The 24758-nt window shown below is 73.4% G+C and carries 26 protein-coding genes; 12 read left to right on the top strand and 14 right to left on the bottom strand.

Annotation, left to right across the window (positions count from 1 at the left end; genetic code table 11):
• Positions 1-81: 81 nt before the first annotated feature.
• Genes AB0398_RS01095 through AB0398_RS01080 form a run of 4 tightly spaced genes read right to left on the bottom strand, consistent with a single transcriptional unit; the run spans position 82 to position 4725 of the window.
• On the bottom strand, positions 82-1203 hold the full coding sequence (locus AB0398_RS01095; RefSeq protein WP_366371255.1) for a hypothetical protein: 1122 nt from the start codon (positions 1201-1203) through the stop codon (positions 82-84).
• The gene (locus tag AB0398_RS01090; RefSeq protein WP_366371253.1) at positions 1200-2093 is read right to left on the bottom strand and encodes an N-acetylneuraminate synthase family protein; all 894 of its coding nucleotides are present in this window, start codon (positions 2091-2093) and stop codon (positions 1200-1202) included. Before AB0398_RS01090 ends, AB0398_RS01095 begins: the two co-directional genes overlap by 4 nt.
• An 11-nt stretch (positions 2094-2104) precedes the next feature.
• Positions 2105-3436, bottom strand: coding sequence for an acylneuraminate cytidylyltransferase (locus tag AB0398_RS01085; protein ID WP_366371251.1), 1332 nt, complete (start codon positions 3434-3436; stop codon positions 2105-2107).
• Positions 3436-4725 carry a DUF6716 putative glycosyltransferase gene (locus tag AB0398_RS01080; RefSeq protein WP_366371250.1) on the bottom strand — a complete coding sequence of 430 codons (1290 nt, stop codon included), beginning with the start codon at positions 4723-4725 and terminating at the stop codon, positions 3436-3438. The genes AB0398_RS01085 and AB0398_RS01080 overlap by 1 nt, the downstream gene beginning before the upstream one ends.
• A 220-nt stretch (positions 4726-4945) precedes the next feature.
• Between AB0398_RS01080 and AB0398_RS01075 the strand changes: the two genes are divergently transcribed.
• The gene (locus AB0398_RS01075) at positions 4946-5980 is read left to right on the top strand and encodes a glycosyltransferase family 2 protein (RefSeq protein WP_366371248.1); all 1035 of its coding nucleotides are present in this window, start codon (positions 4946-4948) and stop codon (positions 5978-5980) included.
• Positions 5977-7314: a polysialyltransferase family glycosyltransferase gene (locus AB0398_RS01070; RefSeq protein ID WP_366371246.1), complete on the top strand. Its 1338-nt coding sequence runs from the start codon at positions 5977-5979 to the stop codon at positions 7312-7314. The genes AB0398_RS01075 and AB0398_RS01070 overlap by 4 nt, the downstream gene beginning before the upstream one ends.
• Before the next feature lie 85 nt (positions 7315-7399).
• Here AB0398_RS01070 and AB0398_RS01065 read toward each other — a convergent pair whose 3' ends face one another.
• Positions 7400-8221 carry a MerR family transcriptional regulator gene (locus tag AB0398_RS01065; protein ID WP_366371244.1) on the bottom strand — a complete coding sequence of 274 codons (822 nt, stop codon included), beginning with the start codon at positions 8219-8221 and terminating at the stop codon, positions 7400-7402.
• Between the two features lie 60 nt (positions 8222-8281).
• On the bottom strand, positions 8282-8938 hold the full coding sequence (gene leuE, locus AB0398_RS01060; protein WP_366371243.1) for a leucine efflux protein LeuE: 657 nt from the start codon (positions 8936-8938) through the stop codon (positions 8282-8284).
• Between the two features lie 215 nt (positions 8939-9153).
• Here leuE and AB0398_RS01055 point away from each other — a divergent pair, with 215 nt between their 5' ends.
• A complete protein-coding gene (locus tag AB0398_RS01055; protein WP_366371241.1) occupies positions 9154-10092 on the top strand; it encodes a L,D-transpeptidase family protein in 939 nt (312 codons plus the stop codon).
• A gap of 152 nt (positions 10093-10244) precedes the next feature.
• Here the strand turns inward: AB0398_RS01055 and AB0398_RS01050 are convergent, their stop codons facing one another.
• Together AB0398_RS01050 and AB0398_RS01045 are read right to left on the bottom strand one after the other, a co-directional pair.
• A complete protein-coding gene (locus AB0398_RS01050) occupies positions 10245-11360 on the bottom strand; it encodes a hypothetical protein (RefSeq protein ID WP_366371239.1) in 1116 nt (371 codons plus the stop codon).
• Positions 11360-12040 (bottom strand): RNA polymerase sigma factor, encoded by a 681-nt coding sequence (locus tag AB0398_RS01045; protein ID WP_366371237.1) that lies wholly within the window; start codon positions 12038-12040, stop codon positions 11360-11362. Before AB0398_RS01045 ends, AB0398_RS01050 begins: the two co-directional genes overlap by 1 nt.
• 400 nt (positions 12041-12440) lie before the next feature.
• On the opposite strand from AB0398_RS01045, the gene AB0398_RS01040 reads away from it, so the two are divergent.
• On the top strand, positions 12441-13190 hold the full coding sequence (locus tag AB0398_RS01040; protein ID WP_366371235.1) for a Clp protease N-terminal domain-containing protein: 750 nt from the start codon (positions 12441-12443) through the stop codon (positions 13188-13190).
• A gap of 8 nt (positions 13191-13198) precedes the next feature.
• Here the strand turns inward: AB0398_RS01040 and AB0398_RS01035 are convergent, their stop codons facing one another.
• The 4 genes from AB0398_RS01035 to AB0398_RS01020 form a co-directional block, all read right to left on the bottom strand.
• Positions 13199-13774 carry a hypothetical protein gene (locus tag AB0398_RS01035; protein ID WP_366371234.1) on the bottom strand — a complete coding sequence of 192 codons (576 nt, stop codon included), beginning with the start codon at positions 13772-13774 and terminating at the stop codon, positions 13199-13201.
• 127 nt (positions 13775-13901) lie between these two features.
• Positions 13902-14321 (bottom strand): type II toxin-antitoxin system VapC family toxin, encoded by a 420-nt coding sequence (locus AB0398_RS01030; protein WP_366371232.1) that lies wholly within the window; start codon positions 14319-14321, stop codon positions 13902-13904.
• Positions 14318-14548 (bottom strand): antitoxin, encoded by a 231-nt coding sequence (locus AB0398_RS01025; protein WP_366371230.1) that lies wholly within the window; start codon positions 14546-14548, stop codon positions 14318-14320. Before AB0398_RS01025 ends, AB0398_RS01030 begins: the two co-directional genes overlap by 4 nt.
• A gap of 43 nt (positions 14549-14591) precedes the next feature.
• On the bottom strand, positions 14592-16205 hold the full coding sequence (locus AB0398_RS01020) for a glycoside hydrolase family 20 protein (RefSeq protein ID WP_366371228.1): 1614 nt from the start codon (positions 16203-16205) through the stop codon (positions 14592-14594).
• A gap of 416 nt (positions 16206-16621) precedes the next feature.
• On the opposite strand from AB0398_RS01020, the gene AB0398_RS01015 reads away from it, so the two are divergent.
• The 6 genes from AB0398_RS01015 (at position 16622) to AB0398_RS00990 (ending at position 21407) form a co-directional block, all read left to right on the top strand.
• Complete coding sequence (locus AB0398_RS01015) at positions 16622-17149, top strand: 2-oxo-4-hydroxy-4-carboxy-5-ureidoimidazoline decarboxylase (RefSeq protein WP_366372323.1); 528 nt, start codon at positions 16622-16624, stop codon at positions 17147-17149.
• Positions 17150-17341: 192 nt separating this feature from the next.
• A complete protein-coding gene (gene sdhC / locus AB0398_RS01010; protein WP_366371226.1) occupies positions 17342-17722 on the top strand; it encodes a succinate dehydrogenase, cytochrome b556 subunit in 381 nt (126 codons plus the stop codon).
• An 8-nt stretch (positions 17723-17730) separates the two neighbouring features.
• Positions 17731-18207 (top strand): succinate dehydrogenase hydrophobic membrane anchor subunit, encoded by a 477-nt coding sequence (locus tag AB0398_RS01005; protein WP_366371224.1) that lies wholly within the window; start codon positions 17731-17733, stop codon positions 18205-18207.
• A gap of 24 nt (positions 18208-18231) precedes the next feature.
• Positions 18232-19986, top strand: a complete 1755-nt coding sequence (gene sdhA, locus AB0398_RS01000; RefSeq protein ID WP_366371222.1) for a succinate dehydrogenase flavoprotein subunit — start codon at positions 18232-18234, stop codon at positions 19984-19986.
• Positions 19986-20744 (top strand): succinate dehydrogenase iron-sulfur subunit, encoded by a 759-nt coding sequence (locus AB0398_RS00995; RefSeq protein ID WP_062752578.1) that lies wholly within the window; start codon positions 19986-19988, stop codon positions 20742-20744. The genes sdhA and AB0398_RS00995 overlap by 1 nt, the downstream gene beginning before the upstream one ends.
• 102 nt (positions 20745-20846) lie before the next feature.
• A complete protein-coding gene (locus tag AB0398_RS00990; RefSeq protein WP_366371217.1) occupies positions 20847-21407 on the top strand; it encodes a hypothetical protein in 561 nt (186 codons plus the stop codon).
• Positions 21408-21426: 19 nt separating this feature from the next.
• Here AB0398_RS00990 and AB0398_RS00985 read toward each other — a convergent pair whose 3' ends face one another.
• Complete coding sequence (locus AB0398_RS00985; RefSeq protein WP_366371215.1) at positions 21427-21972, bottom strand: MarR family transcriptional regulator; 546 nt, start codon at positions 21970-21972, stop codon at positions 21427-21429.
• Positions 21973-22073: 101 nt separating this feature from the next.
• On the opposite strand from AB0398_RS00985, the gene AB0398_RS00980 reads away from it, so the two are divergent.
• On the top strand, positions 22074-23294 hold the full coding sequence (locus tag AB0398_RS00980; RefSeq protein ID WP_366371213.1) for an MFS transporter: 1221 nt from the start codon (positions 22074-22076) through the stop codon (positions 23292-23294).
• Between the two features lie 76 nt (positions 23295-23370).
• On the opposite strand, the gene AB0398_RS00975 is transcribed toward AB0398_RS00980, so the two are convergent.
• Positions 23371-24150 carry an alpha/beta hydrolase gene (locus AB0398_RS00975; protein ID WP_366371211.1) on the bottom strand — a complete coding sequence of 260 codons (780 nt, stop codon included), beginning with the start codon at positions 24148-24150 and terminating at the stop codon, positions 23371-23373.
• A 124-nt stretch (positions 24151-24274) separates the two neighbouring features.
• Here AB0398_RS00975 and AB0398_RS00970 point away from each other — a divergent pair, with 124 nt between their 5' ends.
• Positions 24275-24709: a hypothetical protein gene (locus tag AB0398_RS00970; RefSeq protein ID WP_366371210.1), complete on the top strand. Its 435-nt coding sequence runs from the start codon at positions 24275-24277 to the stop codon at positions 24707-24709.
• The last annotated feature ends 49 nt before the right edge of the window (positions 24710-24758 follow it).

The following is a 24758-nucleotide window of genomic DNA, read 5'->3' as shown; positions in this document are numbered from 1 at the left end:
AAGAACCTCGATTTTCCGGGCTTAGTGACCATCCCGTGTGGGTATCCTCACCCGATTGCCCCGCACGGGCGGCGGGAAACATCATCCGAACTCCAGCCGGTCGACGCCGGGGGTCCCGCGCGTGGTGAGCCGGTCGACCTCGTGGGCCGCCGTGCCCGTCACCCCGGACAGGAAGCCCTGCGCGCGCGGCGAGGCGGTCGCCCGCAGCCACTCGGGCGCGATCTCGCAGACGGCGACCCGCACGCCCGTGCCGGCCAGGGCCAGCGGCAGGGTGTGCACGACCGTGGACGGGAAGCTGACGATCGTGCGGCCGACCGGGCCGCGCCGGGCGACCAGTTCCAGGGGCAGCTCGGGCCGGACCACCTGGAGGCCCGTCTCGACGGCTATCCGGTGCAGCTTCTCGGCGCCCTCCCTGCGGTGCGCGAAGTAGCGGGTGGCGCCGTGCGTACGGGCGAGTTCGCCCACCACGCGCGCGTAGTGGTCGGCGTCGACCACCCCGGTCTCCACCAGCGAGGTGCCGACCAGGTCCGCGCCGCCGGTGAGCAGCGGCGGGCCGAAGCGGGCGCGGGTCCAGGCGTAGGAGTTCTCCGTGACCTCGACGCCCTCCGGGGCCTCGACCGGCAGCGAGGTGAAGACCTCGACGGTGCGGCCCCGGGCCGGGGCGAGCCGGCGCCGGGCCAGGGTGGTCACGGGGGCGAGGACCAGCTCGCGCGGGCCCAGGCTCCCTTTGCGGTGCCAGCGGACCAGGCGCTCGCCGCGGCCGAGCTGGGCGGCGAACTCCATGGTCGCGGTGCCGTCGTCGACCACGGTCAGGTGCCGGGGGCCGAAGAGGGTCAGGAGGAGCTGGACGTACCGGGAGAACGGGTCCCCGATGATCACCCGCTCGGCCGAGCGCAGCGGTCCGGCGAGCCGCCGCAGGGTGCGGACGAGGGCGCCCCGGCCGCCGCGGGCCTCCTGCCAGTGGACGGTGAGGCCCTCGTCGCGGGCCAGCTGGGCCATCCGGCGCAGCTGGCCCCGCGACATGGGGTCGGTCGGCGAGAGGACGACGACCGTGAGGGGGGCTGGCGCGGGCGCCTCGGTGGTGGGTGCCACGGTGGCGGAGGCCTCCGTGCCGGGGGTCGGGGCCGGGGCCCGGGTGTGCGCCCACTCCAGGACGTTGAGGAGCTGGACCGGGCTCTCGACGAACGCCAGCTGCCCGGTCATGAGGCGACGGCGCCCTGGACCCGGCGGAGCTTCTTCATCGGGCCGAGCTCCGACTCGTACACCTTCTTGACCCCGTCGCCGAGGGCCGCCTCGATGGTGCGGATGTCGCGGACCAGGCGCTGAAGGCCCTGGGGCTCGACGGAGGCGGCCTGGTCGGAGCCCCACATGGCGCGGTCGAGGGTGATGTGGCGCTCGACGAAGACGGCGCCGAGGGCGACGGCGGCCAGGGTGGTCTGGAGGCCGGTCTCGTGGCCGGAGTAGCCGATCGGGACGTTCGGGTACTCCTCCCGGAGCGTCTGGATGACGCGCAGGTTCAGCTCCTCGGCCTTGGCCGGGTAGGTGGAGGTGGCGTGGCAGAGCAGGATGTTGTCGCTGCCCAGGACCTCGACGGCGTGCCGGATCTGCTTCGGCGTCGACATGCCGGTGGAGAGGATGACGGTGCGGCCGGTGGCGCGCAGCGCGCGGAGCAGCTCGTCGTCGGTGAGGGAGGCGGAGGCGACCTTGTGGGCGGGGACGTCGAACTTCTCCAGGAAGGCGACGGCCTCGGTGTCCCACGGGGAGGCGAACCAGTCGATGCCGCGCTTCTCGCAGTGCTCGGCGATGGCCCGGTACTCGTCCTCGCCGAACTCCACGCGGTGGCGGTAGTCGATGTAGGTCATGCGGCCCCAGGGGGTGTCCCGCTCGATGTCCCACTGGTCGCGCGGGGTGCAGATCTCGGGGGTGCGCTTCTGGAACTTGACCGCGTCGCAGCCGGCCTCGGCGGCGACGTCGATCAGGGCGAGGGCGTTGTCGAGCTCGCCGTTGTGGTTGATGCCGATCTCGCCGGTGACGTAGACGGGCTGCCCGGGGCCGGCGGTCTTGGCGCCGAGGGTGCGGAGACGGGTGCTCATGGTGCGGGTCCTTAGGGTTCGGTGGTGGTGCGTGCGGGGGTCGTCCGTGCGGCGGTGGCACGTGCGGGGGCGTCGAGTTCGGGTCCGAGGAGCCAGGCGGCGATCTCGCGGACCGCTCCGGCGCCGCCCGGGGTGACGGTGACCGCGCGGGCGGCGGCCCGTACGGAGTCGTGGGCGCTGCTCACCGCGACGGGCCAGCCGACGAGGTGGAAGCAGGGCAGGTCGTTGACGTCGTTGCCGGCGTAGAGGACGCGCTGCGGGTCGATGCCCTCGGCCTCGCACCACTCCTTGAGGGCCCGGTCCTTGCGGTCGATGCCGTGCAGGACGGGGATGCGGAGCTTGCGGGCGCGGGCGGCGACGACGGCGTTCTGTTCGGTGGAGAGGATGAGGACGGGGAGGCCGGCGCGGCGCAGGGCGGCGATGCCGAGGCCGTCGCCGCGGTGCGCGGAGACGAACTCGCGCCCCTCGGCGTCGAGGTGGACCCGGTCGTCGGTCTGGGTGCCGTCGAAGTCCAGGACCACCGCGTCCACGTCGGCGAGGCCGGGGGTGGCGGGTGCGTCCAGGAGCGGGGCGAGGGCCTTGGCGCGGGCCAGGTCGTGCGGGTCGTCGATCTCCAGGACCCGGGCGGGGTCGGTGGCGACGAGCGCGGTGCGGCCGAAGAAGCGGTGCCGGTGGGTGCGGAAGCCGGGCGCGGCCATGGCGTAGACGGCGCCGGTCTCCAGGTACTCGGGCTCCCGGTCCTGGCGGCGGGGGCGGTGCGCCCTGTCGTGGTTGACGCCCTCGGCGCCCTCCGCCGTCTCGCGCCAGAGGAAGCCGTGCGACGGGGCGGCCGTGAAGGCCGTGTCGGCGGCGCCGGAGAGGATCCGGCCGGCGGTCTCGGCGACCTCGGCGGAGGTGAGGAAGGGGCTGGTGCACTGGACGAGGAGGACCACGTCGGCGGCGCGGCCGTGGGTGGCCTCGAAGGCGTCCATGGCGTGCAGGACGGCGGCCTCGCTGGTGGCGGTGTCGCCCGCGAGGTCGGCGGGGCGGTGCACGGCCTCGGCGCCGGCCGTGCGGGCCGCCGCCGCGATGGCGGGGTCGTCGGTGGAGACCACGACGTGGGTGACGGGGCGGGCGCCGAGGCAGGCGTGCACGGCGCGGCCGACCAGCGGGACGCCGGCCACCGGGGCGAGGTTCTTGGCGGGCACGCCCTTGGAGCCGCCCCGGGCGGGGATCACGGCGAGCACGACGGGCGCGGGGACGGCGGTCCCTGGCGCGGAGGTGGCGGTTCCGGGCGCGGTGGTCCCGGGCCCGGGGGCGGCGGTCCCGGGCGCGGTGGTCCCGCGGGCTGGTGCGGCGGTCATCAGAGTTCTCCCAGGCGGCGGATGACGGGGGCGACGCGCTGCACGCCGTGGCGGTACGCGCCCCGCGCGGCCTCCCGGACGACCCGGCGGAGCCCGCTCTCGCGGGGCTCCGGCGCCGTGACGTCCAGGCGGTGGCGGGCGAGGATCCCGGGCAGGTAGCCGGGGGCCGTCTCCGCGGTGTAGTAGGGGCTGATCGGGGGGAGTCCGGGCCGTGCCAGGAGGGCGTCGACCCGGTCGCGGGCCGCGTCGAAGGCCTCCCCGTACGAGCCGTCGGAGGCGACTCCCTGGCGGGCGAGCCAGCTCTCGTCGGGCGTCGGCGCGCCCCCCTCGTCGAGCCGGTCGAAGGAGGTCAGCAGGCCGGAGCCGACGAAGTGGTGGTTGCCGAGCGCCTCGCGGACCCCGAGGTCGGTGAGGATCGCGGTGGGGATCCGCCGGTGCAGGGCTTCGAGGGCGGCCGTCGAGGAGACGGTGACCAGGAGGTCGGTGCGGTCCAGGACCTCGCCCATGTGCCCGTACACGAGCCGGAAGTTGTCCGGCGGGTCGAGCTCGCGGACCAGCTTCTGGAACGGGAACTCCTCCAGGTGCGTGGTGTGTTCGCCCGGCTTGGAGCGGAGCTTGAGGAGCACCTCGCGGCCCGGGTGGAGCCGGGCGTGCCCGATCAGCCGCCGCAGCACGTAGGCGCGTTCGGCGCGGGTGACGGGCACGGAGGGCTGCGCGGCGAAGACCAGGGTGTCGCGGCCGGCGACGGGGGCGTACGGGGCGCCGCCGAGGAAGGGCAGCGCCGCCTCCACGACCGACCCGGCGCCCGCGCCCACCCCTTCGTACACGGCGCGGAAGCGCTCGGCGTCGTGGCGGGAGTTGGCGAGGACGACGTCGGCGCCGTGGCGCAGCAGGAGGCCGTCGGTCAGCTTCTCGTAGACGACGCCGACGTAGCCGGTGACGATCACGGGCCGCCGCTCCAGGTCCAGGTCGGCCAGGCCCTGGAGGACGGCCCGGACGGTGCCGCCGACGAGGGCGAGGACGAGCACGTCGTACCCCTCGCCGCGCGCCTCCGCGTCCCGTACGGCGCGCAGGAACTCCGCGCCCGTCACCTCGCGGGGGACGTCCGAGGACACCCCGGTCTCGGCGAGCTGGCGGGCGGTGGGGGTGGCGCGTCCGCGCAGGACGAAGCCGGTGGGTTCGGCGGCCGTCGCCGTGATGCGGCGCGCGGTGAGGGCGCCCCATTTCCACCGGGTGTCGGAGTCGGCGAGTACGGCGGTCCGTATCGCTTCTCGGGTACGTGATGGCACGTCGAGGACGCTAGAAGGGCATTCCGCTTTCCGGCCCAACTGAGCCACAACAACCGGTGAACAGAGCCTCTCCGCACGCTGAAGCGGGTCGGCATCCGGACGCCCGGGGCCGGATTTCCCCCTTTCCGTAAAGGCGGTTAATCGGCCCGCCGCTTGGTGTTCACCGGACATCCTCCCGGCGGTCGGGGGGAATGCCGGGCCGGCGCCTAGCGTCGGCCGCGTGGTCAAGCTCTCCGTCGTCGTGCCGTTCTTCAACGTGCAGACATACGCCCCCGACACCCTCACGAGCCTGCGGGCCAACGCCCGGGAGGACTTCGAGTTCCTGCTCGTCGACGACTGCTCGTCGGACGGGACCCCGGAGCTCCTCGAACGGGCCGCGCGCGAGATCCCGGGCGCCGTCCTGCTCCGGCACGCGCGCAACGAGGGCCTCGCCACGGCCCGGAACACCGGGCTCGACGCCGCCCGCGGCGAGTACGTCGCCTTCCTCGACGGCGACGACTGGCTCGCCCCCGGTCACTACTCCCGCCTCGTCGCCGCCGCCGAGGAGCTGGGCTGCGACTTCCTGCGCACCGACCACGTCTCGGTGACCGGCCGCGAGCGCGGGGTGCGCCGGGCGCCGGTGCCCCGGCGCGGCGAGGTGCTGAACCCGAGGGACGCGATCCTGCCGTCGCACCGGACGACCTCCGTCGACTACCCGTACGCCTGGGCCGGGATCTACCACCGGCGGCTCCTCGACCGGGGTCTGCTGCACTTCACGCACGGGCTGCGGACGGCCGAGGACCGGCCGTGGATCTGGCGGCTGCACCGCGAGGCGGAATCGTTCGCGGCCATCGGCGGACTCGGCGTCTTCTACCGGCGCGGAGTGGCGACCTCCCTCACCCAGATCGGCGACGTCCGGCAATTGGATTTCATCCGCGCTTTCGACCAGGTGGTCGAGGAGACGGCGCGGGACCGGGACGCGGAACTCCTCCTCCCGAAAGCCGTGCGCACCTATTGCGCGGTGATCTCCCACCACGTCGGTTCGATCGGAAGGTTCGAGCCGGACGTGGCGCGGCAATTGCGGGCGATGAGCGCGGGGGCGCTGCGACGAATGCCGCAGGACGTCCTCGACGAGGCCCTGGCCGCGATGGGCGGGGACCGCGCGGCGCTGCTGCGCAGGCTGCGCAGGCGCAGGCCGGCGCCGCCGCCGTCGCCGACACCGGCGGGCCCGGGCGCGAACCAGAACCCGAACCCGAAGCCGGAGGTGGCCGCGTGAGCACCCGTACGCGCCCCCGCCGCACCACCCAGATCTTCTGCGCCTCCACCCTCTACGGAGCCGTGACGATCGCCGCCGCGCTCGACAGCGGCCGCTTCGGTCCCGCCGACCGCCGGATCCTCCTGGTCACCGACAACGCGCCCGTGCCGGAGACGACGCCCTCCCTCGACGAGGCCGAGGGCTTCGCGCGGCTGCGCGGCCGCTTCGACTCCGTCCTCTCCTGGAACGAGGTGATCTCCCCGCTCCACCCGGGCGGCTGGACCCCGCGCGCGAGCGACCTCCCGCTCCTCCAGCGCCATCTGCGCAGGCTCTGGGAGCTCGGCGACGACCGGGTCGAACTGGCCCTGGAGTCGATCCAGGTGACGCCCGCGCTCGCGATCGCCCAGCTCCTCCCCGAGGCGTCGATCACGGTGTACGCGGACGGGCTGATGAGCTACGGGCCGACCCGCAACAAGATCGACCCGCTGATCGGCGGGCGCGTGTCCCGGCTGCTCCACCTGGACCTGGTGCCCGGCCTCGCGCCGCTGCTCCTCGGGGAGTTCGGGGCGGTGCCGGAGGCCGTACCGGTCGAGGCGTTCACGAAGTGCGTCGAGGAGCTGGCGGGCCCGTCCTCCCCGGGGCCGGCCCCGGCGGAGGGCCCGGCGCTGCTCCTGGGCCAGTACCTGGCGGCCCTGAACCTGCTGACCGCCGCCGAGGAGGAGGAGCTGCACCTGCGGATGGTGCGGGGCGCGGTCGCCCGGGGCCACCGGCGGCTCGTCTTCAAGCCGCACCCGACGGCCCCGGACGCCTGGTCGCGGAAGCTGGTGCGGGCTGCGGAGGAGCTGGGCGCGGAGCTGACGGTCGAGGACCGGCCGGTCCTGGCGGAGGTGCTCTACCGCGAGCTGCGGCCCGCCCTCGTCGTCGGCTGCTTCTCGACGGCGCTGCTCACCGCGCACACCTTCTACGGCCTGCCGGTCGCCCGGGTCGGCACCCGGCCCCTCCTGGAGCGGCTGACCCCGTTCCAGAACAGCAACCGGATCCCGCTCACGGTCGTGGACGCGGTCGTCCCGCCCCTCGACGGACCGGAGGGCGACGGACCCGGGATCGGTACGGAGGAGCTGAACGACCTGGTCGCGGCGGTCGGCTTCGCGATGCAGCCGAAGATCCGGCCGGAGCTGCGGACGGCGGCGGTACGGCACCTGTCGGGGCCGGTCGCCGAGCGCACCCGGCACCACTTCACCCGCCGCCGCCTCACCGCCCTGGGCCTCCCCGGCGGCCTGCCCCTCCCCCGGCACCCGCAGGTCCGCCGGCTGGCCCGGCGGGCGCTGCGGCTGCGCAGGGCGCTGAAGAGATAGCCACCGCGGGGCGCCGGAGCCCGGGACCCGTGCGGGGGTCCCGGGCCCGGCGCGGGTGCAGGGCCGTACGTCCTGCGGCCCGCGCTCAGGCGCGGACGACCGGCTCCTGGAGTTCGGTCACCCACCGCGCCCGGTCCTCCGGGCACTCCAGGTACAGCTCGCGGGCGTACCCGGCGGAGGCGTACCCGTGGACGTCGATCCAGGTGGCCAGGGTCTGCGCGGTCGGCAGCAGGTCGTCCATCGAACCGTGGTGGACGACGGTCGCCGCCTCCTCGATGCCGGGCAGGACGTGCACGAGGACGCCCTCCGCCTCCGTACCCTCCGGGACGGTCGTGCCCGCGTGGACGACGACCGAGCCGTCGCCGCGGCCCGCGTCCTCGTAGTACGCGACGCCCGGGCCGAAGCCGGTGACGCCCGCGCCTTCGAGCCGGCCGCACAGCTCGTCGTACAGCGGGCCGATGACGGGGCCGATGTCCTGCGGGCCGAAGCTCGCGGCGACCGCGCTCAGTTCGGCGATCCGGACGGCGGGGATCTTCTTGAGGACGACTTCCTGGGTGGACATGTGTCCCTCGCTCTCGATGGCTCGGAGCCGCGCGCCGACCCGGTCGAGCCGGGTCCGCGCCTCCGCCAGGGCCGTCTCCAGCTCGGCCTGGCGCAGGCGCAGCATGCCCCGCAGCTCGTGCGCGTCGATCCGCTCCTCCAGAACGGCCCCCACCTGTTCGAGGGTGAAGCCGAGGTCCTTGAGCGCGATGACGCGGTTGAGCCGGGCGAGCTGGTCCGCCGCGTAGAAGCGGTAGCCCGTGTGCGGGTCGACCCGGGCCGGGCGCAGCAGTCCGACGGCGTCGTAGTGACGCAGCATCCGGACCGACACCCGCCCGTGCCGGGCGAAGTCTCCGATGGTGAACATGACGCCCCCTACGGAACGGCCTCACACGGTGTGAGGGTCAAGCCGCGGCCGTGGGAGGGGTCAGGCGGCGCTGGTCAGCGAGAGCTTCGCGGCGAAGCCGAGGAAGAGTGCGCCGGCCGCCGAGGTCGCGCCGGCGGAGAGGCGCCGGCGGCGGCGGAAGGCGGCGGAGAGGCGGGTGCCGCTGAAGATGAGGGTCGTGAGGTAGAGGAAGCTGCCGAGCTGGAGCAGGGAGCCGAGGACCAGGAAGGAGAGCGCCGGGTAGGCGTAGCCGGGGTCCACGAACTGCACGAAGAAGGAGATCAGGAAGAGGATCGCCTTCGGGTTGAAGAGGCTGATGATCAGCGCGCGCCGGTACGGGTGCTCGGCGGGGGCCGCCGGGGCGCCCTCCGGCTCCTCCTCGGGCGCCTCGCCGCGCGAACGCCACATCGACCACGCGGCCCGCAGCATCCCGTACGCCATCCAGGCCAGGTATCCGGCGCCCGCGTACTTCACGATCATGAAGAGGACCGGCGTGGTCTGGAGGAGGGAGGCCGCGCCGAGGGCGGCCAGGGTCATGAGGACCGCGTCGCCGGTGAAGACGCCGGCGACGGCCTTGTAGCCGGTCCGGGTGCCCTTGCGGGCGGCGACGGACAGGACGTAGAGCGAGTTCGGTCCGGGCAGGAGGATGATGAGGACGAGCCCGGCGAGGTAGGTCGGCAGATCGGTGACACCCAGCATGGCCGGAGTGTCGCACGCGCGTACGGCGTTCCGCCCCCGTGTTTCGCATCACGGAAGATCGGGACGCCCCGCCCGGGAGGCGGACGCCGCTCCCCGGCGGAAGGGGGGTTCATGACTTCGTGATGTCCGGAGGGGCCTTTTTCGGCCGTGGTGCGCAACCACTCGCGTGCGGGAAGCATCCCACTACGTACATACGAGTTTCCCGGGGGGCAACGATGAAGCGGTCTTCGGCCGTCGTGCGCAGAGTGGTGCTGGCAGCGGTCTCGGTGGCGCTCGCCGCGGGCTGTACGGCCCAGGCGGCCGGTCCGGGGAGCGGGTCCGCGGCCCCCTCGGGCAGCGCCTCGGCGGAGCCGTCGGGGTCGGCGTCCGGGTCGGCGACGCCGTCCGCGTCGCCGACGGCGTCGGAGTCGGAGTCCGCCACTCCCGAGGCCTCTCCCACGGCCGACGGCAAGGCGCCGTCCTCCTCCGCCACCTTCCCCACGGCGGACCCCTCTGACTCCGCCTCCGCCGGGACGCCGGGCTCCCCGGTCCTCATGAAGGACGGGGACGAGAACGAGCAGGTCCGCGAGCTCCAGGCGCGGCTGCGGCAGCTCAAGCACTTCGACCGCGCCCCCACCGGCTTCTACGGGTCGATGACGGCGCGCTCGGTGAAGTCCTTCCAGAAGAGGCAGGGGCTGGCCGGCACCGGCTCGGTCGACGAGACCACCTGGCAGCGACTGCTCGGCGCCAGCCGGAAGCCGACCGCCGATGAGCTGAAGCCGTCGACCACCAACGCGCTCGACACCCCGGCACCGGCGTGCATGACCGGCCGGGTGCTCTGCATCAGCAAGGAGAGCAGGACCCTCGCCTGGATGATCGACGGCAAGGTCGTCTCGTCGATGGACGTCCGCTTCGGCTCGGAGAACACCCCGACCCGCGAGGGCACGTTCAGCGTGGGCTGGAAGGCCCGCGAGTGGACGTCGACGATCTACCACACGCCCATGCCGTACGCGATGTTCTTCAGCGGCGGCCAGGCCGTGCACTACTCGTCGGACTTCGCGGCCCGCGGGTACGCCGGAGCCTCGCACGGCTGCGTCAACGTCCGGGACCGGGCCAAGCTCTCGGCCCTCTTCGACCAGGTGAAGGTCGGGGACAAGGTCGTCGTCCACTGGTAGGCCCGCGAGGGAGGAGAGGGCGCGGGTGGGACCGGGGGAACGTGCCCCACCCGCGCCGGGTGCGCAGAGCCGCAGGTACGGGGGGAACCCCGGCTCGTCGCGCGGCCGATGACCAGTCGGCATTACGTACTGCGCCGACGGTCCCGAAAGTGTTACACCGCGAGCCGGAGGCGCGTCGTCGCGCCCGTCTCCGGGGCCGTCGCGGGGGCCGTCGCCGTCGAGTGCCGGGCGTCGCCCCGGCCGTCCCCGCCCCCGCCCCAGTGGCTCCCGTTCTCGCCGCCCCGGGGGCCGTCGCCCTTCGAGCCGTCCTTCGAGCCGTCCCCGGAGGTGTTCCCGGGTGCGCCGACGGCGCCGGAGAGGACGCGGTCGCAGTAGCGGCGCAGGGTCTCGCCGTTGCGCAGGGCCTCCGCGAGCCGGCGGCGGCCGCCGTCGTCGAGCTTTCCCGAGCGGTACGCCCGGCAGGCCTCGACGGCCTTCTGCCGGAGGTCCTTCGCGGCGTTCCCGCTCCCGTTCCCGTCCCGGTCCCGGCCGCGCGTGGGGTCCGGGTCCGGGGTCCTGTCGGTGCCCGCCGTGCCGCGGCCGGGCTCCGGGACGTCCCGCTTCGGCCGGTCCGCGCCGTCGCCCTCCGGACGGCCGCCGTCCGGGGCGGTGGTGTCCGGACCCGCGGCGTCCGGGCCCGTGGCGTCCGGGGCCGGGGAGGCCGTGCCGGCGGAGGGGGACGCGCCGGGCGTGCGGTCGTCGCCGGACGGCGGAGGTCCGGGTATCCCGGAGTCCTCGCGTATCCCGCCGGGCTCCGGCGAGACGAGCGGCCGCGCGGTCTCCCCGGCGGAGACGGAACTCGCGGGCGCGGGGCCCACCAGCGGGAGGACGCCGGTGCTCGCGGCGACGGCGACCCCGCCGACGGCGACGGCGGCGACCGCGGCGGCGAGGCCGTAGCGCGCGGAGCGGCCCCAGCGGCGCGGGGGCGCGGCGACGCGCGCGAGCCGTACCCGGCCCAGATCGGCGGTGTTCCCCTGCGTGGCAGGGGCAGGGGCAGGAACAGCGGCGGCGCGGGCCGCCGTGGCCTCGCGGAAGGCGGCGAGGGCCGCGGCCTCTCCCGGCAGTTCGCCCCCGGCGACCGGGGTGCGGACCGCGTCGAGGGCCTCCGCGAGGCGCCCGGCCCGCGGGCGCGCGAGGTCGTCGGCGGGGCCGACGGGGTCGACGGGCTCGCCCCGGAGCAGTCGCTCCGCGGCCTCCTCGTCGAGCCACTGGTACCGCTCGTCGGCCATCACATGTCCTTCTGCGTACGCGGACGCGATTGCGTCACACCGCCGGGCGCCACCGCTCCCGGTGTCCGGCCGCGCTGCGGAGGCACGCCGTCCAGGGGGACGACGGTCCCGTCGGCGCCGTCCGGGGCGGCCTCGACCCCGAGGAGTTCGGCGAGCCTCTTGAGGCCGCGGTGCGCGGCGGTGCGCACGGCGCCGGGACGCTTCCCGAGGGTGTCGGCGGCGCTCTTGGCGTCCAGGCCGACGACGACGCGCAGCACGACGGCCTCGGCCTGGTCCTGCGGGAGCTGGGCGATCAGGTCCATGGTGTGGCCGGTGGCCAGGGCCTCCAGGGCCTCGCCCGCGGTGTCGGACTCGGCGGGCTTGTCGGTGAGCTCGGTCTCGTCGGCGCCGACGACGGGCCGCCGGCCGCGCATCCGTATGTGGTCGAGGGCGCGGTTGCGGGCGATCCGGGCGGCCCAGCCGCGGAAGCGGTCCGCGTCGCCGCCGAAGCGGTCGAGGTCGCGCGCGATCTGGAGCCAGGCCTCGGAGGCCACGTCCTCCGCGTCGGTGTCGCCGACCAGTGTGCGTATGTAGCCGAGCAGCCTGGGGTGCACGGCGCGATACACAGCACGGAAGGCGTCCTCGTCCCCGTGCTGTGCGGCGAGCACCGCGGCCGTCAGCTCCGCGTCGTCCCCCAGCACTCCCCAAACCCTGTTCGTCGGTCGCGTCGTCTCGTCGCGGCTGGTCACCGCCGCCACGCCGTCCAACACACCAGCACGCTACGTGGTGCTCCGGCACCTCGTCCACGCGGTGCCCGCCCCTTGTACAACTTGCAACCTTCCGGTGTCCGGAAGCGGTGTGACAGAAAGCGCACTCCCGGCGCTGAAAGGAGTACGGAGCCGTGCTGCGGCTCCGTGGAGGACGACCGGGGCCTCTCCTGTGGGGGGTGGCGGCCCCGGTCGTCTCTCCTTTTCCTCCGCGCTTCCCTCTCCCTTTCCCTCTTTTCCGGCCTCCGGTCTCCGGACCGCCGGGGGCGCGGCACGCCTCCGCGCATGTCAACCGAAGGTTGACACCCCCCGGGTGTCAACCTAGGGTTGCCTCATGACGAATCCAGTCGTTCCGACCGTTCCCGTCCGTCTCGACGAACTCATCGAAGCCATCAAGAAGGTCCACCCGAACGCCCTGGAGCAGCTCTCCGGCGCGGTCATGGCGGCGGACCACCTCGGCGACGTCGCCGACCACCTCATCGGTCACTTCGTGGACCAGGCCCGGCGCTCCGGCGCCTCCTGGACCGACATCGGCCGCAGCATGGGCGTCACCCGCCAGGCGGCGCAGAAGCGGTTCGTGCCGAAGGACCCCGACGCCGAGAAGATGGACCCGAACGCCGGGTTCGGCCGCTTCACGCCTCGCGCGCGGAACGTGGTCATGGCCTCCCAGAACGAGGCGACGGCCGTCGGCAACGCCGAGATCACCCCCTCCCACCTGGTGCTCGGCCTGCTCGCCGAGCCCGAGGGGCTCGCGGCGCACTGGATCGCCTCGCGGGGCGTGACCTTCGACCGGGTGCGCGAGGCGGCGGCGGCGGCCCTGCCGCCGGCCGTCGACGAGCCGCCCGCGCTCGTGCCGTACGACGCGGCGGCGAAGAAGGTCCTGGAGCTGACGTTCCGCGAGGCCCTGCGCCTCGGGCACTCCTACGTCGGCACCGAGCACGTCCTGCTCGCGCTCCTGGAGCACGAGGACGGGGAGGGCGTGCTGAGCGGGCTCGGCCTCGACAAGGCGACGGCGGAACGGGAGATCTCCGAGGCGGTCGCGTCGATCGCGATCCAGGCGCCGGAGGCGGAGACGGAGGCCTGACCGCCCCCTCAGGCCGTGGTGCGCGCCCGGCGCGAGACGACCGCGCGCAGCACCCGGCCGCCCTCGACGGAGAGCTCGCGGGCCCGGCGCAGTCCGGTCGGGCCGTGGGCGGCCGATTCGAGGACGGCCCGCTGACGGCGGAGCTCCCCGGCGAGCAGCGGGCCCGCGCCGTCGGCGTCCCCGGCGCGGCAGCGCTCGACGAGGCCCTCGTCGGCGCCGGCCGCGTCGTACCGCCCGTGCAGGGCGAGGGCGGTGCCGGAGCAGACGCCGGCCCAGGCGCGCAGGGACTCCGGCGACCAGGCGTCGGGCGCGGAGGCCAGCATGCCGCGCACGGACTCCGCCGCGTCCCCGCCGCCCTCGGCGTCCAGCTCGGCGCGGGCCTTGGCGACGGCCTCGCCCCACGCGTCGCCGTCGGCGCGCGCGACGGCCGCCCAGGCGGGCCGCAGGACATCGCCCCGGTCGGCGGCGAGCAGCGGGAGGCAGCGGTCGAGACAGGCAAGGCCGGCCGCGGCCAGTCCCCGCTCGTCGGCCCCGTCGATCAGCTCCCGCAGGCTCCGGTCGTTCTCCGGCTTCCCCGACGCCATGGACGCCTCCTCGCCACCCGATGCGGACGCGGCGCTTCCCCTTACGTGGCGGGGGGTCGCCTTTTCGTCACTGTGTGGCCGGAATCATGCCAGCGAGGTCGGCTCGTTGCATAGGGGTACGAGACGATCACAGCCCGAGGGCCTTCTCGTTGAACACCTCGACCGGGCACGTGGCCCGGGTGGCCCGCGCGCCGTCCCGGATCCGGCCGTCACTGGTCACCAGCGGAACGTCGTACCCCTCCGCGAGCGCCACGTACAGGGCGTCGTAGGCGCCGAGGTTGACATACAGCTCGCGCACCCGGGGCAGTAGCGGGAGGTGCTCCGACCTGCGCAGCGGCAGCTCCGCGAAGGCCGCGCAGGCGTCGTCCAGCTCGCGGTCGGTCAGCTTTCCGCCCCGGTGCCGGCCCAGCAGGGCCGAGGTCACCTCGATGTCGACGAGGTGCGGGGCGAGCAGCCGCTCCCCCTTCACCCGCTCCCGCACCGCCGTGCCGACCGGGCCCGCGTCGGCCAGCAGCATGACGAGCGCGCCCGCGTCCACGACGATCACTCGCGTCGCCTTCCCCGGTCGATCCCGTCGAGCACGTCGTCCGTCGACAGCCGGGCCGTGACCCGCTCCTGGATGCGGGCGACCACGTCGTCGAGCGAGGGGGTGGCGGCCTCCTGCTCCAGCAGGGTGCGGGCGTACGCCTGGAGGGACTGCCGGTTGCGGGCGGCCCTTATCTTCAGCTCGGTCAGCGCTTCCTCGGACAGGTCCCGTACGTAGAGAGTGGCCATGCTAGCACTCTAGTCGCACTGCTGGCAGATTGATAGCAACCGCTCACCGCACCTGTTCCGCGAGCGCCCGGAACTGGTCCCACGTCGCCGTCGGCTTCGCCGGGTTCCAGACCTTCTGGGAGAGCGCCGCGAGGGGGAGGCGGATGCCCGCCGCCACCTGGGCCGGGGTCTGGGAGTTCGCCAGGTCGCACCAGACCGCGAAGCGGGCGCCGAGGATCTGGGCGTCGTACTCGGCCGGGACGGGGGCGGTGCCGCGCACGACGAGCGGGGTCCACTGCTCGTAGATCCGGCGGCCGGTGGGGTACGCGAAGTCGTTGGGCTCGCCGAGGACGTAGTAGAGGTACTCGTCGTTGAGGTTGACCATCTTCCGGCCCTGGCTCAGGTACGAGACGGGCGGCCGGGCGCCGATCTCCTTGCCCGTCCAGTACTCGACCTCCAGGTCCTTCGCCGCGTTCACGACCCCGCCCGTGAAGAAGCCGTCGTTCCAGGCCTTGAGGGTCTTGCCGGTGGGGCGGACGACGGCGGCGCGGTCGTTGAGCCAGCCGGTGGCCAGGTCCTGGACGCGGGCGGAGGGCCCGTACTTCGCCCTCGCCGCCCGCGCCAGCTCCGGGTAGGTGGCCTCGGGGTCCTTCGCCATGAGGGCCACGTACTCGTCGGCGCCGAGGTGCCAGTACGCGCCGGGGAAGAGCCGGGAGTACTCGCGCAGCAGGTCGTCAACGATCTTCGCCGAGTCCGGATTCGCGATGTCGACGGCGCCGCGCGGGGTCCGGCCGGCCGCGCTGCGGAGCTGGAGGTCCGGGTGGGCGGCGATGACGGCGCCGAGGTGTCCCGGGGAGTCGATCTCGGGGACGACGGTGACGTGCCGCTCGGCGGCGAGGGCGAGGATCCGCCGCACCTCCGCCTTGGTGAGGTGCTGGGCGGAGACCACCTCGGGGTGACTCTCGGACTCGATCCGGAAGCCCTGGTCGTCGGAGAAGTGCAGTCCGAGCTGGTTGAGCTTGAGGTCGCCCATCTCCCGGATGCGATCCTCGATCCAGGCGGCCGTGAAGTGCTTGCGGGCGGTGTCCACGTTCAGACCGCGCTGCGGCTTGGCCGGCCGGTCGTTCACCGTCCCCTCGGGCATCGCGCCGGTCGCCTTCACCGACTGCTTGAGGGTGCGGGTGCCGTAGAAGACGCCGGCCTCGTCGGGCCCGCTGATCCGCACCCGGTCGCCTCGGACGACGAGGGTGTACGACTCGGGGGCTCCCGTCCCGCCCAGGGCCAGCTCGACGTCCCCGGGTCCGGCGGCGACGGCGCCCCGGTACGGGATGCCCAGCTCGCCCGCTATCAGCTTCCCCTCGTCGGCGAGGCCGCCGCTGTTCGCGGCGATGACGACCCCGCCGGCGGGCGCCGGCTTCCAGCCGGGGCCGCGGGCGGCCTCGTGGGCGCGGACGGCCGGAACCGTGCGGGGCGCGCTGGAGAGCGGGTACGTACGGGTCGGCGTCGGGGTCGGCGAGGGCGGCGCGCTCGTGGGCGCGGCAGCCGTGGCCGAGCCGGGGGACGGAGCGGAGGCCGGACCCGAGCCGGAGCCGCCGGAACAGGCCGCCACGGTGGCCAGTGCCACCGAGGTCGCCAGGAGTGCGGGGCCCCGCCGGGACCCTCGTATGGAGTACCGCATCAATCGGAATCCTCCCCTACGGATGACGGTCCGGCCAATCGGGCGACGCGGTGGACGGCCGAAACGGAACCCTCGCATCCGTCGCGGCGGGAACGCCGGAACCCCCATCGCCGTCAAGAAGGACGACGGTCGAGAAGAACGACGGCCGAGAAGTGACGGCGGCCGAGAAGGACGACGGCGGGGACGATCGACACCCCGCCTTCACCCGCGGTCGGGCGACCGGAACCCCGGAGTCCATCAGATGTTCCGAAACTCTCCCTTCCGGGTGAAAATCGCGCACCCGTCGGACACTTCCCCCGTCCCGTCGATAACGTTCCGTCACGCCCACCCCATCCGTCCCGGAGTAACCGGAGCCCACGCTGACCAGCGACACCCACGTCCCCTGCCGGAAACCGGGCTCCACGGACGCATCCGCCATACCCGGCCCGCCCCCCGCGCCGCGCCGCGCCGGCGGCCCCGTCGGCGGTCTCGTCGGCTTCAACGCGGCGCCCCCCGCCGAGGCCGTGGCCCTGCTGCTCTCCTGCTGCCACAGCCTCCGCTGGGCCGAACGGGTGGCGGCCCACCGCCCCTATCCCACGGTGGACGCGCTGCTCGCCGCCGCCGACGAGGCCGGGTACGACCTGTCCCGCGCCGATCTCGACGGGGCCCTGGCCGCCGAGTCCTCCGCGCTGCCGCACCCCGGCGCCCCGCCGGCCGCCCGCACCGCGCTGCGGGCCGCGCACGCGGCGTACGAGAGCAGCTTCGGACACGCGTTCGTGATCAGCCTCGACGGAGTGCGGCCCGGGGAACGGCTCGACCAGGTCCTGGCCGGAATCCGGTCACGTCTCGGCAACGAACCGGAGGAGGAGCGGGTGATCGCGGCCGAGGAACTGCGCCGGCTCGCCCGCGCCCGGCTGGCCTTCCGGCTGGCCGAGGGGCTCACACCCCGGCGCTCCGAGGCGTGATTCCGTCCGCAATGCGGTGATTCCGTCCTGTGCGATAGCCCGTCCGTGCCTGTTTGATCACACCTATGGACCCCGCGCGAGCGAACCGACAACTCGTCGCTACGATGACCGGGGCCGGTGGACCGTACCCGGCCGGGCCAGACCGACAGAGAAGCCGGCCGGCCCTGATCCCCGCTCCCGGAGGGTTTTTCCGTGCCGGCTGGAACGCTGTACCGCGGCCGGGAAGGAATGTGGAGCTGGGTGGCTCATCGAGTCACCGGCGTCCTCATCTTCTTCTTCCTGTTCGTACACGTCCTTGACACCTCTCTCGTCCGCGTCTCCCCCGAGGCCTACGACGAGGTCGTCGCGACCTACAAGACGCCGATCGTCGCTCTGCTCGAGTACGGCCTGGTCGCCGCCATCCTCTTCCACGCGCTGAACGGCCTCCGGGTCATCGCCGTGGACTTCTGGTCCAAGGGCCCGCGCTACCAGAAGCAGATGCTCTGGACCGTCGTGGGCATCTGGGTCGTGCTGATGGCGGGCTCGCTGTACCCCATCCTCGGGCACGCCGTACGTGAACTGTTCGGGAGCTGACGCCAGACATGTCGACTGACACCACCTCCGCGATCGGCCCCGTCGAGGGCGGCCACCACTACGACGTGGAGAACCCCGCGCCGTACATCGAGCCCCCCCGCAAGCGCACCGGCAAGACCCCGCGCGCGACCCGCGGCAACTTCGAGATGGCCGCGTGGCTCTTCATGCGCCTCTCCGGCGTCGTCCTCGTCGTCCTGGTCATCGGCCACCTGCTGATCCAGCTCTTCCTGGACGGCGGCGTCTCCAAGATCGGCTTCGCCTTCGTGGCCGGCCGCTGGGCGTCCCCGTTCTGGCAGGTCTGGGACCTGCTGATGCTCTGGCTGGCCATGCTGCACGGCGCCAACGGCCTCCGTACGGTCATCAACGACTACGCGGAGCGGACCAACACGCGCCTGTGGCTCAAGGGCCTGCTGTACACCGCCACGGTGTTCACCATCCTTCTGGGCACGCTGGTGATCTTCACCTTCGACCCGAACATCCGCTAGGCACGGGGCTGAGGTAATCCACTCATGAAGATCCACAAGTACGACACCGTCATCGTCGGCGCCGGCGGCGCCGGCATGCGCGCCGCCATCGAGGCGACGAAGCGCAGCCGCACCGCCGTGCTCACGAAGCTCTACCCCACCCGCTCCCACACGGGCGCCGCGCAGGGCGGCATGGCCGCCGCGCTCGCCAACGTGGAGGAGGACAACTGGGAGTGGCACACCTTCGACACGGTCAAGGGCGGTGACTACCTGGTCGACCAGGACGCCGCCGAGATCCTGGCGAAGGAGGCCATCGACGCCGTCCTCGACCTGGAGAAGATGGGCCTGCCGTTCAACCGCACCCCGAACGGCACCATCGACCAGCGCCGCTTCGGCGGCCACTCCCGCAACCACGGCGAGGCCCCGGTCCGCCGGTCCTGCTACGCCGCGGACCGCACCGGCCACATGATCCTCCAGACGCTGTACCAGAACTGCGTCAAGGAGGGCGTGGAGTTCTTCAACGAGTTCTACGTCCTGGACCAGCTGATCACCGAGGTCGACGGCGTGAAGCACTCCGCCGGCGTCGTCGCCTACGAGCTGGCCACCGGCGAGATCCACATCTTCCAGGCCAAGGCCGTGATCTACGCGTCCGGCGGCACCGGCAAGTTCTTCAAGGTGACCTCCAACGCGCACACCCTGACCGGTGACGGCCAGGCCGCCTGCTACCGCCGCGGCCTGCCCCTGGAGGACATGGAGTTCTTCCAGTTCCACCCGACGGGCATCTGGCGCATGGGCATCCTGCTCACGGAGGGCGCCCGCGGCGAGGGCGGCATCCTGCGCAACAAGGACGGCGAGCGCTTCATGGAGAAGTACGCGCCGGTCATGAAGGACCTCGCGTCCCGTGACGTCGTCTCCCGCTCCATCTACACGGAGATCCGCGAGGGCCGCGGCTGCGGTCCCGAGGGCGACCACGTCTACCTGGACCTGACGCACCTCCCGCCGGAGCAGCTGGACGCCAAGCTGCCGGACATCACCGAGTTCGCCCGTACGTACCTCGGCATCGAGCCGTACACGGACCCGATCCCGATCCAGCCCACCGCGCACTACGCCATGGGCGGCATCCCGACCAACGTCGAGGGTGAGGTCCTCTCGGACAACACCACCGTCGTCCCGGGCCTGTACGCGGCCGGCGAGGTCGCCTGCGTGTCGGTGCACGGCGCCAACCGCCTCGGCACCAACTCGCTGCTCGACATCAACGTCTTCGGCAAGCGGTCCGGCATCGCCGCGGCCGAGTACTCCGCCAAGGCCGACTACGTCGAGCTGCCGGAGAACCCCGAGGCCCTCGTCGTCGCGCAGATCGAGAAGCTGCGCAACTCCACGGGCAGCGAGCGGGTCGCCGACCTGCGCCGCGAGCTCCAGGAGACGATGGACGCCAACGTGATGGTGTTCCGCACGGAGCAGACCATCAAGACGGCCGTCGAGAAGATCGCCGAGCTGCGCGAGCGCTACGAGAACGTGTCCATCCAGGACAAGGGCAAGCGCTTCAACACGGACCTCCTGGAGGCCATCGAGCTGGGCAACCTGCTCGAACTGGCCGAGGTCATGGCCGTTTCGGCCCTGGCGCGCAAGGAGTCCCGCGGCGGTCACTACCGCGAGGACTACCCGAACCGCGACGACGTCAACTTCATGCGTCACACGATGGCGTACCGCGAGGTCGGCAAGGACGGCTCCGAGACCGTGCGTCTCGACTACAAGCCGGTCGTCACGACCCGCTACCAGCCGATGGAGCGTAAGTACTGATGGCTACCCCCGTACTGGACAAGGTCGAGAAGGACTCGGCCGCCTCGCCGTACATCACGGTCACGATGCGGATCCGCCGCTTCAACCCCGAGATCTCGGACGCGGCGGTCTGGGAGGACTTCCAGATCGAGATCGACCCCAAGGAGCGCGTGCTCGACGCCCTCCACAAGATCAAGTGGGACGTCGACGGCACGCTGACCTTCCGCCGGTCGTGCGCGCACGGCATCTGCGGCTCGGACGCGATGCGGATCAACGGCAAGAACAGGCTCGCCTGCAAGACGCTGATCAAGGACATCAACCCCGAGAAGCCGATCACGGTCGAGGCCATCAAGGGCCTGACGGTCCTCAAGGACCTGGTCGTGGACATGGAGCCGTTCTTCCAGGCGTACCGGGACGTCATGCCGTTCCTGGTCACCAAGGGGAACGAGCCGACCCGCGAGCGCCTGCAGTCCGCCGAGGACCGCGAGCGCTTCGACGACACCACCAAGTGCATCCTGTGCGCCGCGTGCACGTCGTCCTGCCCGGTCTTCTGGAACGACGGCCAGTACTTCGGTCCGGCCGCGATCGTCAACGCGCACCGCTTCATCTTCGACTCGCGCGACGAGGCGGGTGAGCAGCGCCTGGAGATCCTGAACGACAAGGACGGCGTGTGGCGCTGCCGCACGACGTTCAACTGCACGGACGCCTGCCCGCGCGGCATCGAGGTCACCAAGGCGATCCAGGAAGTGAAGCGCGCGCTGATCACGCGTCGTTTCTGAATCGCGGTCACGACGGGAAAGCCCGCTTCTGTACGCTCGGCGTGCGGGGGCGGGCTTTCCCGTCCGCACGCGCCGGTGTGTCGTTGTGGAGAGCGGGGACTGATGAGCGAGCCGAACCCTTACGCGGACGGCGAGTACAAGTGGGGGCCGGGGCAGCCGCCGGGGCAGGGCGGCGCGCCCGGGACGCCCGGGTACGGCTACCCGCAGGGCGCGACCCCGGCGTACGGCTACCCGCAGGCCCCGGCGTACCAGCCGACGCTGGCCGACGGCGTGCCCCTGGCGCCCGCGCCGCAGCAGTTCCCGCCCGCGCCGCTCGGGGCCGCGCCGATGCTCGCGATCGGTGACATCACGGTCGTCGGCGATCAGATCGTCACACCGGCCGGGCCGATGCCCCTGAAGGGCGCGGTGTGGAACGCGATGGACCTGTCGCGGACCGAGGAGAAGATCCCGACGGTCGCGATCGTGCTCGCGATCGTCTTCACGCTGCTGTGCCTGGTGGGCCTGCTGTTCCTCCTGATGAAGGAGAAGAAGACCACGGGCTTCATCCAGGTCACCGTGACCAGCGGGGGCCGCCACCACGCCACGATGATCCCGGCGACGGGCCCGGACACCCTCCACTGGGTGATGGGCCAGGTCAACTTCGCGCGCTCGCTGAGCGTCTGACGGGGCCTCCCGGAAGCGCCTAGCCGTGCCAGGAGCCGGGGGCGTCCCCCGCCTCCGCGGCGACCATCACCCTGCGCAGCATGTCGTTGAGCAGGGTGCGCTCCTCGGGGTCGAGGACGCCGAGGAGCCGGTACTCCTCGTGGCCGAGGACGTCCATCGCGCCGAGCCAGGTCTCGCGGCCGGAGGCGGTGAGCTCGACGACGACCCGGCGCCGGTCGGTGGTCGACTGGGTGCGCCGGACGAAGCCGCGCTTCTCCAGGGCGTCGAGGCGGCCCGAGACGGAGGCGGGGGCCAGGTCCAGGTCCTGCGCGAGTTCGGAGGGGGCGGCGCTGCCGCCGCGCCCGGCCAGCTTGTGGAGCGTGTCGAACTCGTGGCGCTCCAGGTCGAAGTCGACGAGCGACTGCTCCCTGACCCGGCGCAGATGGACCGAGAGCTTCTTCATCCGGGTGACCGCGCCCTCGACGACGGGGTCGAGGCCGGGCAGGACGGGCTGCCAGCGGGCGACGTGCCCGTCGGTCCAGTCGCGCCGTTCCGGGGGGACGGGGAGCGCGGGGGTGGGGTCCATGGGGCGATCGTACGTCGGAACGGGCGCGTGCCACCCTCCAGATAGTTCGGTGCCGAATATTTCGTTGACGAATCATTCGGCACCGAAATACTCTTCGGATCATGCCCGTCGCCCCCGCCGCCACGGCGCCCGCACCCGTCCCCCACCCCCTGCGCACCCGCTCCTTCCGCCTCCTCTTCACCGGCCGCGCCCTCTCCCTCCTCGGCGACGCCGCCATCCCGGCCGCCCTCGCCCTCGCCGTCCTGGAGGCCACCGGCTCCACCTCGGCGCTCGCCCTGGTCCTCGGCTGCGCGATGGTCCCCAAGCTGCTCCTGCTGCCGCTGGGCGGGGTCGTCGGCGACCGCTTCGACGCGCGGACGGTCGCGCTCACCACCGATCTCGTCCGCTGCGCCACCCAGCTCCTCGTCGGCCTCCAGCTCCTCGGCGGCTCCCCCAGCCTCGCCGTGCTCGCGGTCGCGGAGGCGTGCGGCGGGGCCGCCGGGGCCTTCGCCATGCCGACCGGCGCGCCGCTGGTGAAGGGCACGGTGGAGGCCGGGGCGCTGCACCGCGCCAACGCGGCGATGGGGGTGGCCCAGAGCGCGACCCGCCTCGCGGGCCCGGCGCTCGCGGGCACGCTGGTCCTCACGGTGGGCGCCGGCTGGGCGTTCGTCCTGGACGCGGCGACCTTCGGCCTCAGCGCCCTGCTCCTGACCGCCGTCCGGGTGAAGCGGGTGCCGATCCCCCGCCGTTCGCTCCGCGCCGACCTCGTCGAGGGCTGGCGGGAGGTCCGTTCCCGCGACTGGTACTGGACCAGCCTGGTCGGCCACAGCGCCTGGAACGGCGCCGCCGCCGTCCTGATGACCCTCGGGCCCGCCGTCGCCGTGCAGCGGCTCGGCGGCGGCACCACCTGGGTGGTCCTCCTCCAGGTCGGCGCCGTCGGCTTCCTCCTCGGGGCGCTGCTCGCGGACCGCGCCCGCCCCCGGCGCCCGGTCCTGACCGCGAACCTCGGACTCGCCACGTACGCGCTGCCGCTGGTCCTGCTCGCCGTCGCCGCGCCCGCGCCGGTGACGATCGCGGCCTACGGGCTCGCGCAGGCGGGCCTCGGTTTCCTGTCGCCGGTCTGGCAGACCGCCGTCCAGCGCGCGGTGCCCGCCCACGCGCTCGCCCGCGTCACCTCGTACGACTGGCTGCTCTCGCTGGCCGCGATGCCCCTCGGCTACGCCCTGGCCCCGCTCGCCGCGGCGGCCTGGGGCCCCGAAGTGCCCCTGCTCGCCGCGGCGGCGGTGGTGGGCGGCTGCTGCCTGGGGACGGCACTGGTGCCGGGCGTACGGAGGTTCACCTAGGGGGTGTACAGGTCGCGGTGTCCGGTGCCGGGCGCCGCGAGCCCGGCCTGATCGGCGAGACACCCCCTAGGGGCCGTCAAGACGCGGTCGGCGTCAACGCCTCCGCCAGGAAGTCCACGAGGAGGCGGGCGGTCTCCTCCGGGCGCTCCAGGGCGGGGAGGTGGCCGGCCCAGTCGAGGTCGACGCGGCGGGCGGCGGGCAGGAGGCGGGCCAGCTCGTCGGCGACCGCCCGGAAGTCGGGGAGGTCGTGGGCGCCGACGGCCACCAGGGCGGGGGCCCGGACGCCGGCGATCTCCTCCCGGGTCACCCCGGGGTCGACCGGTTCGTACTCCTCGGGGGCGGCGAGCTGCACCTCGAAGGCGTGGCGCTGCGCCTCGCGGACGAGCGCGCGGGCCTCCTCCCCGGCCTCGGGGCCAAGCCAGGTGTCGACGTTGAGCTCGACGGCGGCGGCGAGGTCGTCCGCGTCGAGGAGCGCGTCCTCGCGGTCGCCCCAGGCCGCCAGCTCCGCGCTCGGCTCCATGCCGGGCATGCCGGAGCCGAGCAGGGCGAGGGCCGCGACCCGCCCGGGGTGGCGGGCGGCGAACTGCAGGGCGACCTCGCCGCCGAAGGAGGAGCCGACGACGGCGACGCGGTCGGCGCCGAGGCGGTCGATCAGGTCGCGGACGTCCTCCGCGTGGGTGTGCGGGGCGTCGACCGGGGTCTCGCCGAAGCCGCGCAGGTCGCAGCGGACGACACGGTGCCCCGCATCGGCGAGCGCGGAGAACTGCGCGTCCCACATCCGGCGGTCGCAGACCCCGGAGTGCAGCAGGACGACGGTCGAGGGGCCGGTTCCGGCCAGGTCATGAGAGAGCGTCACCCCTGGACCCTAGGGGCCCGGAGCGGGGGTCGCCACCGCTTTCCCCTCGCGACTTGAACACGTTCAAGATGAGGTCTACAGTCATGACCGCCAGCTTTTGAACGCGTTCAAGGGAGGGTGGGGCATGGACCTCACTGTCGTCGCGTACATCGTCTACCTGCTGATCAGCGTGGCCCTCACCATCTGGGTCGCCCGCACCCTCAGCCGCAACGGAAGGATCTTCCTGGCCGACGTCCTGCACGGGAACGAGAAGCTCGCGGAGGCCGTCAACCACCTCCTGGTGGTCGGCTTCTACCTCGTCAACTTCGGCTTCGTCGCCCTCTACCTGAGCCAGGACGACGCCGTCCTCGACGCCCGGGCGCTCTTCGAGGCCCTCTCCGTCAAGCTCGGGGTCGTGCTGCTCGTCCTCGGCGTGATGCACCTCGCGAACGTGTACGTGCTCAACAAGATCCGCCGGCGCGGGGTCATGGAGCGCGAGCAGGTGCCGCCGGTCGGTCCGCAGGGCTGGACCGCGCCCCACAAGGCCGGCCCCTGGGCCCCGCCCGCGCCGCAGGGCTGAACCGCCGTGCCGACCGCACCCGGACAGGGCGCCCCCGCACCGGCGGCGC

Source organism: Streptomyces sp. NPDC086147 (assembly GCF_040702165.1).
Taxonomy (GTDB): Bacteria; Actinomycetota; Actinomycetes; order Streptomycetales; family Streptomycetaceae; genus Streptomyces.
This window is presented reverse-complemented; position numbering and strand designations above follow the sequence as displayed.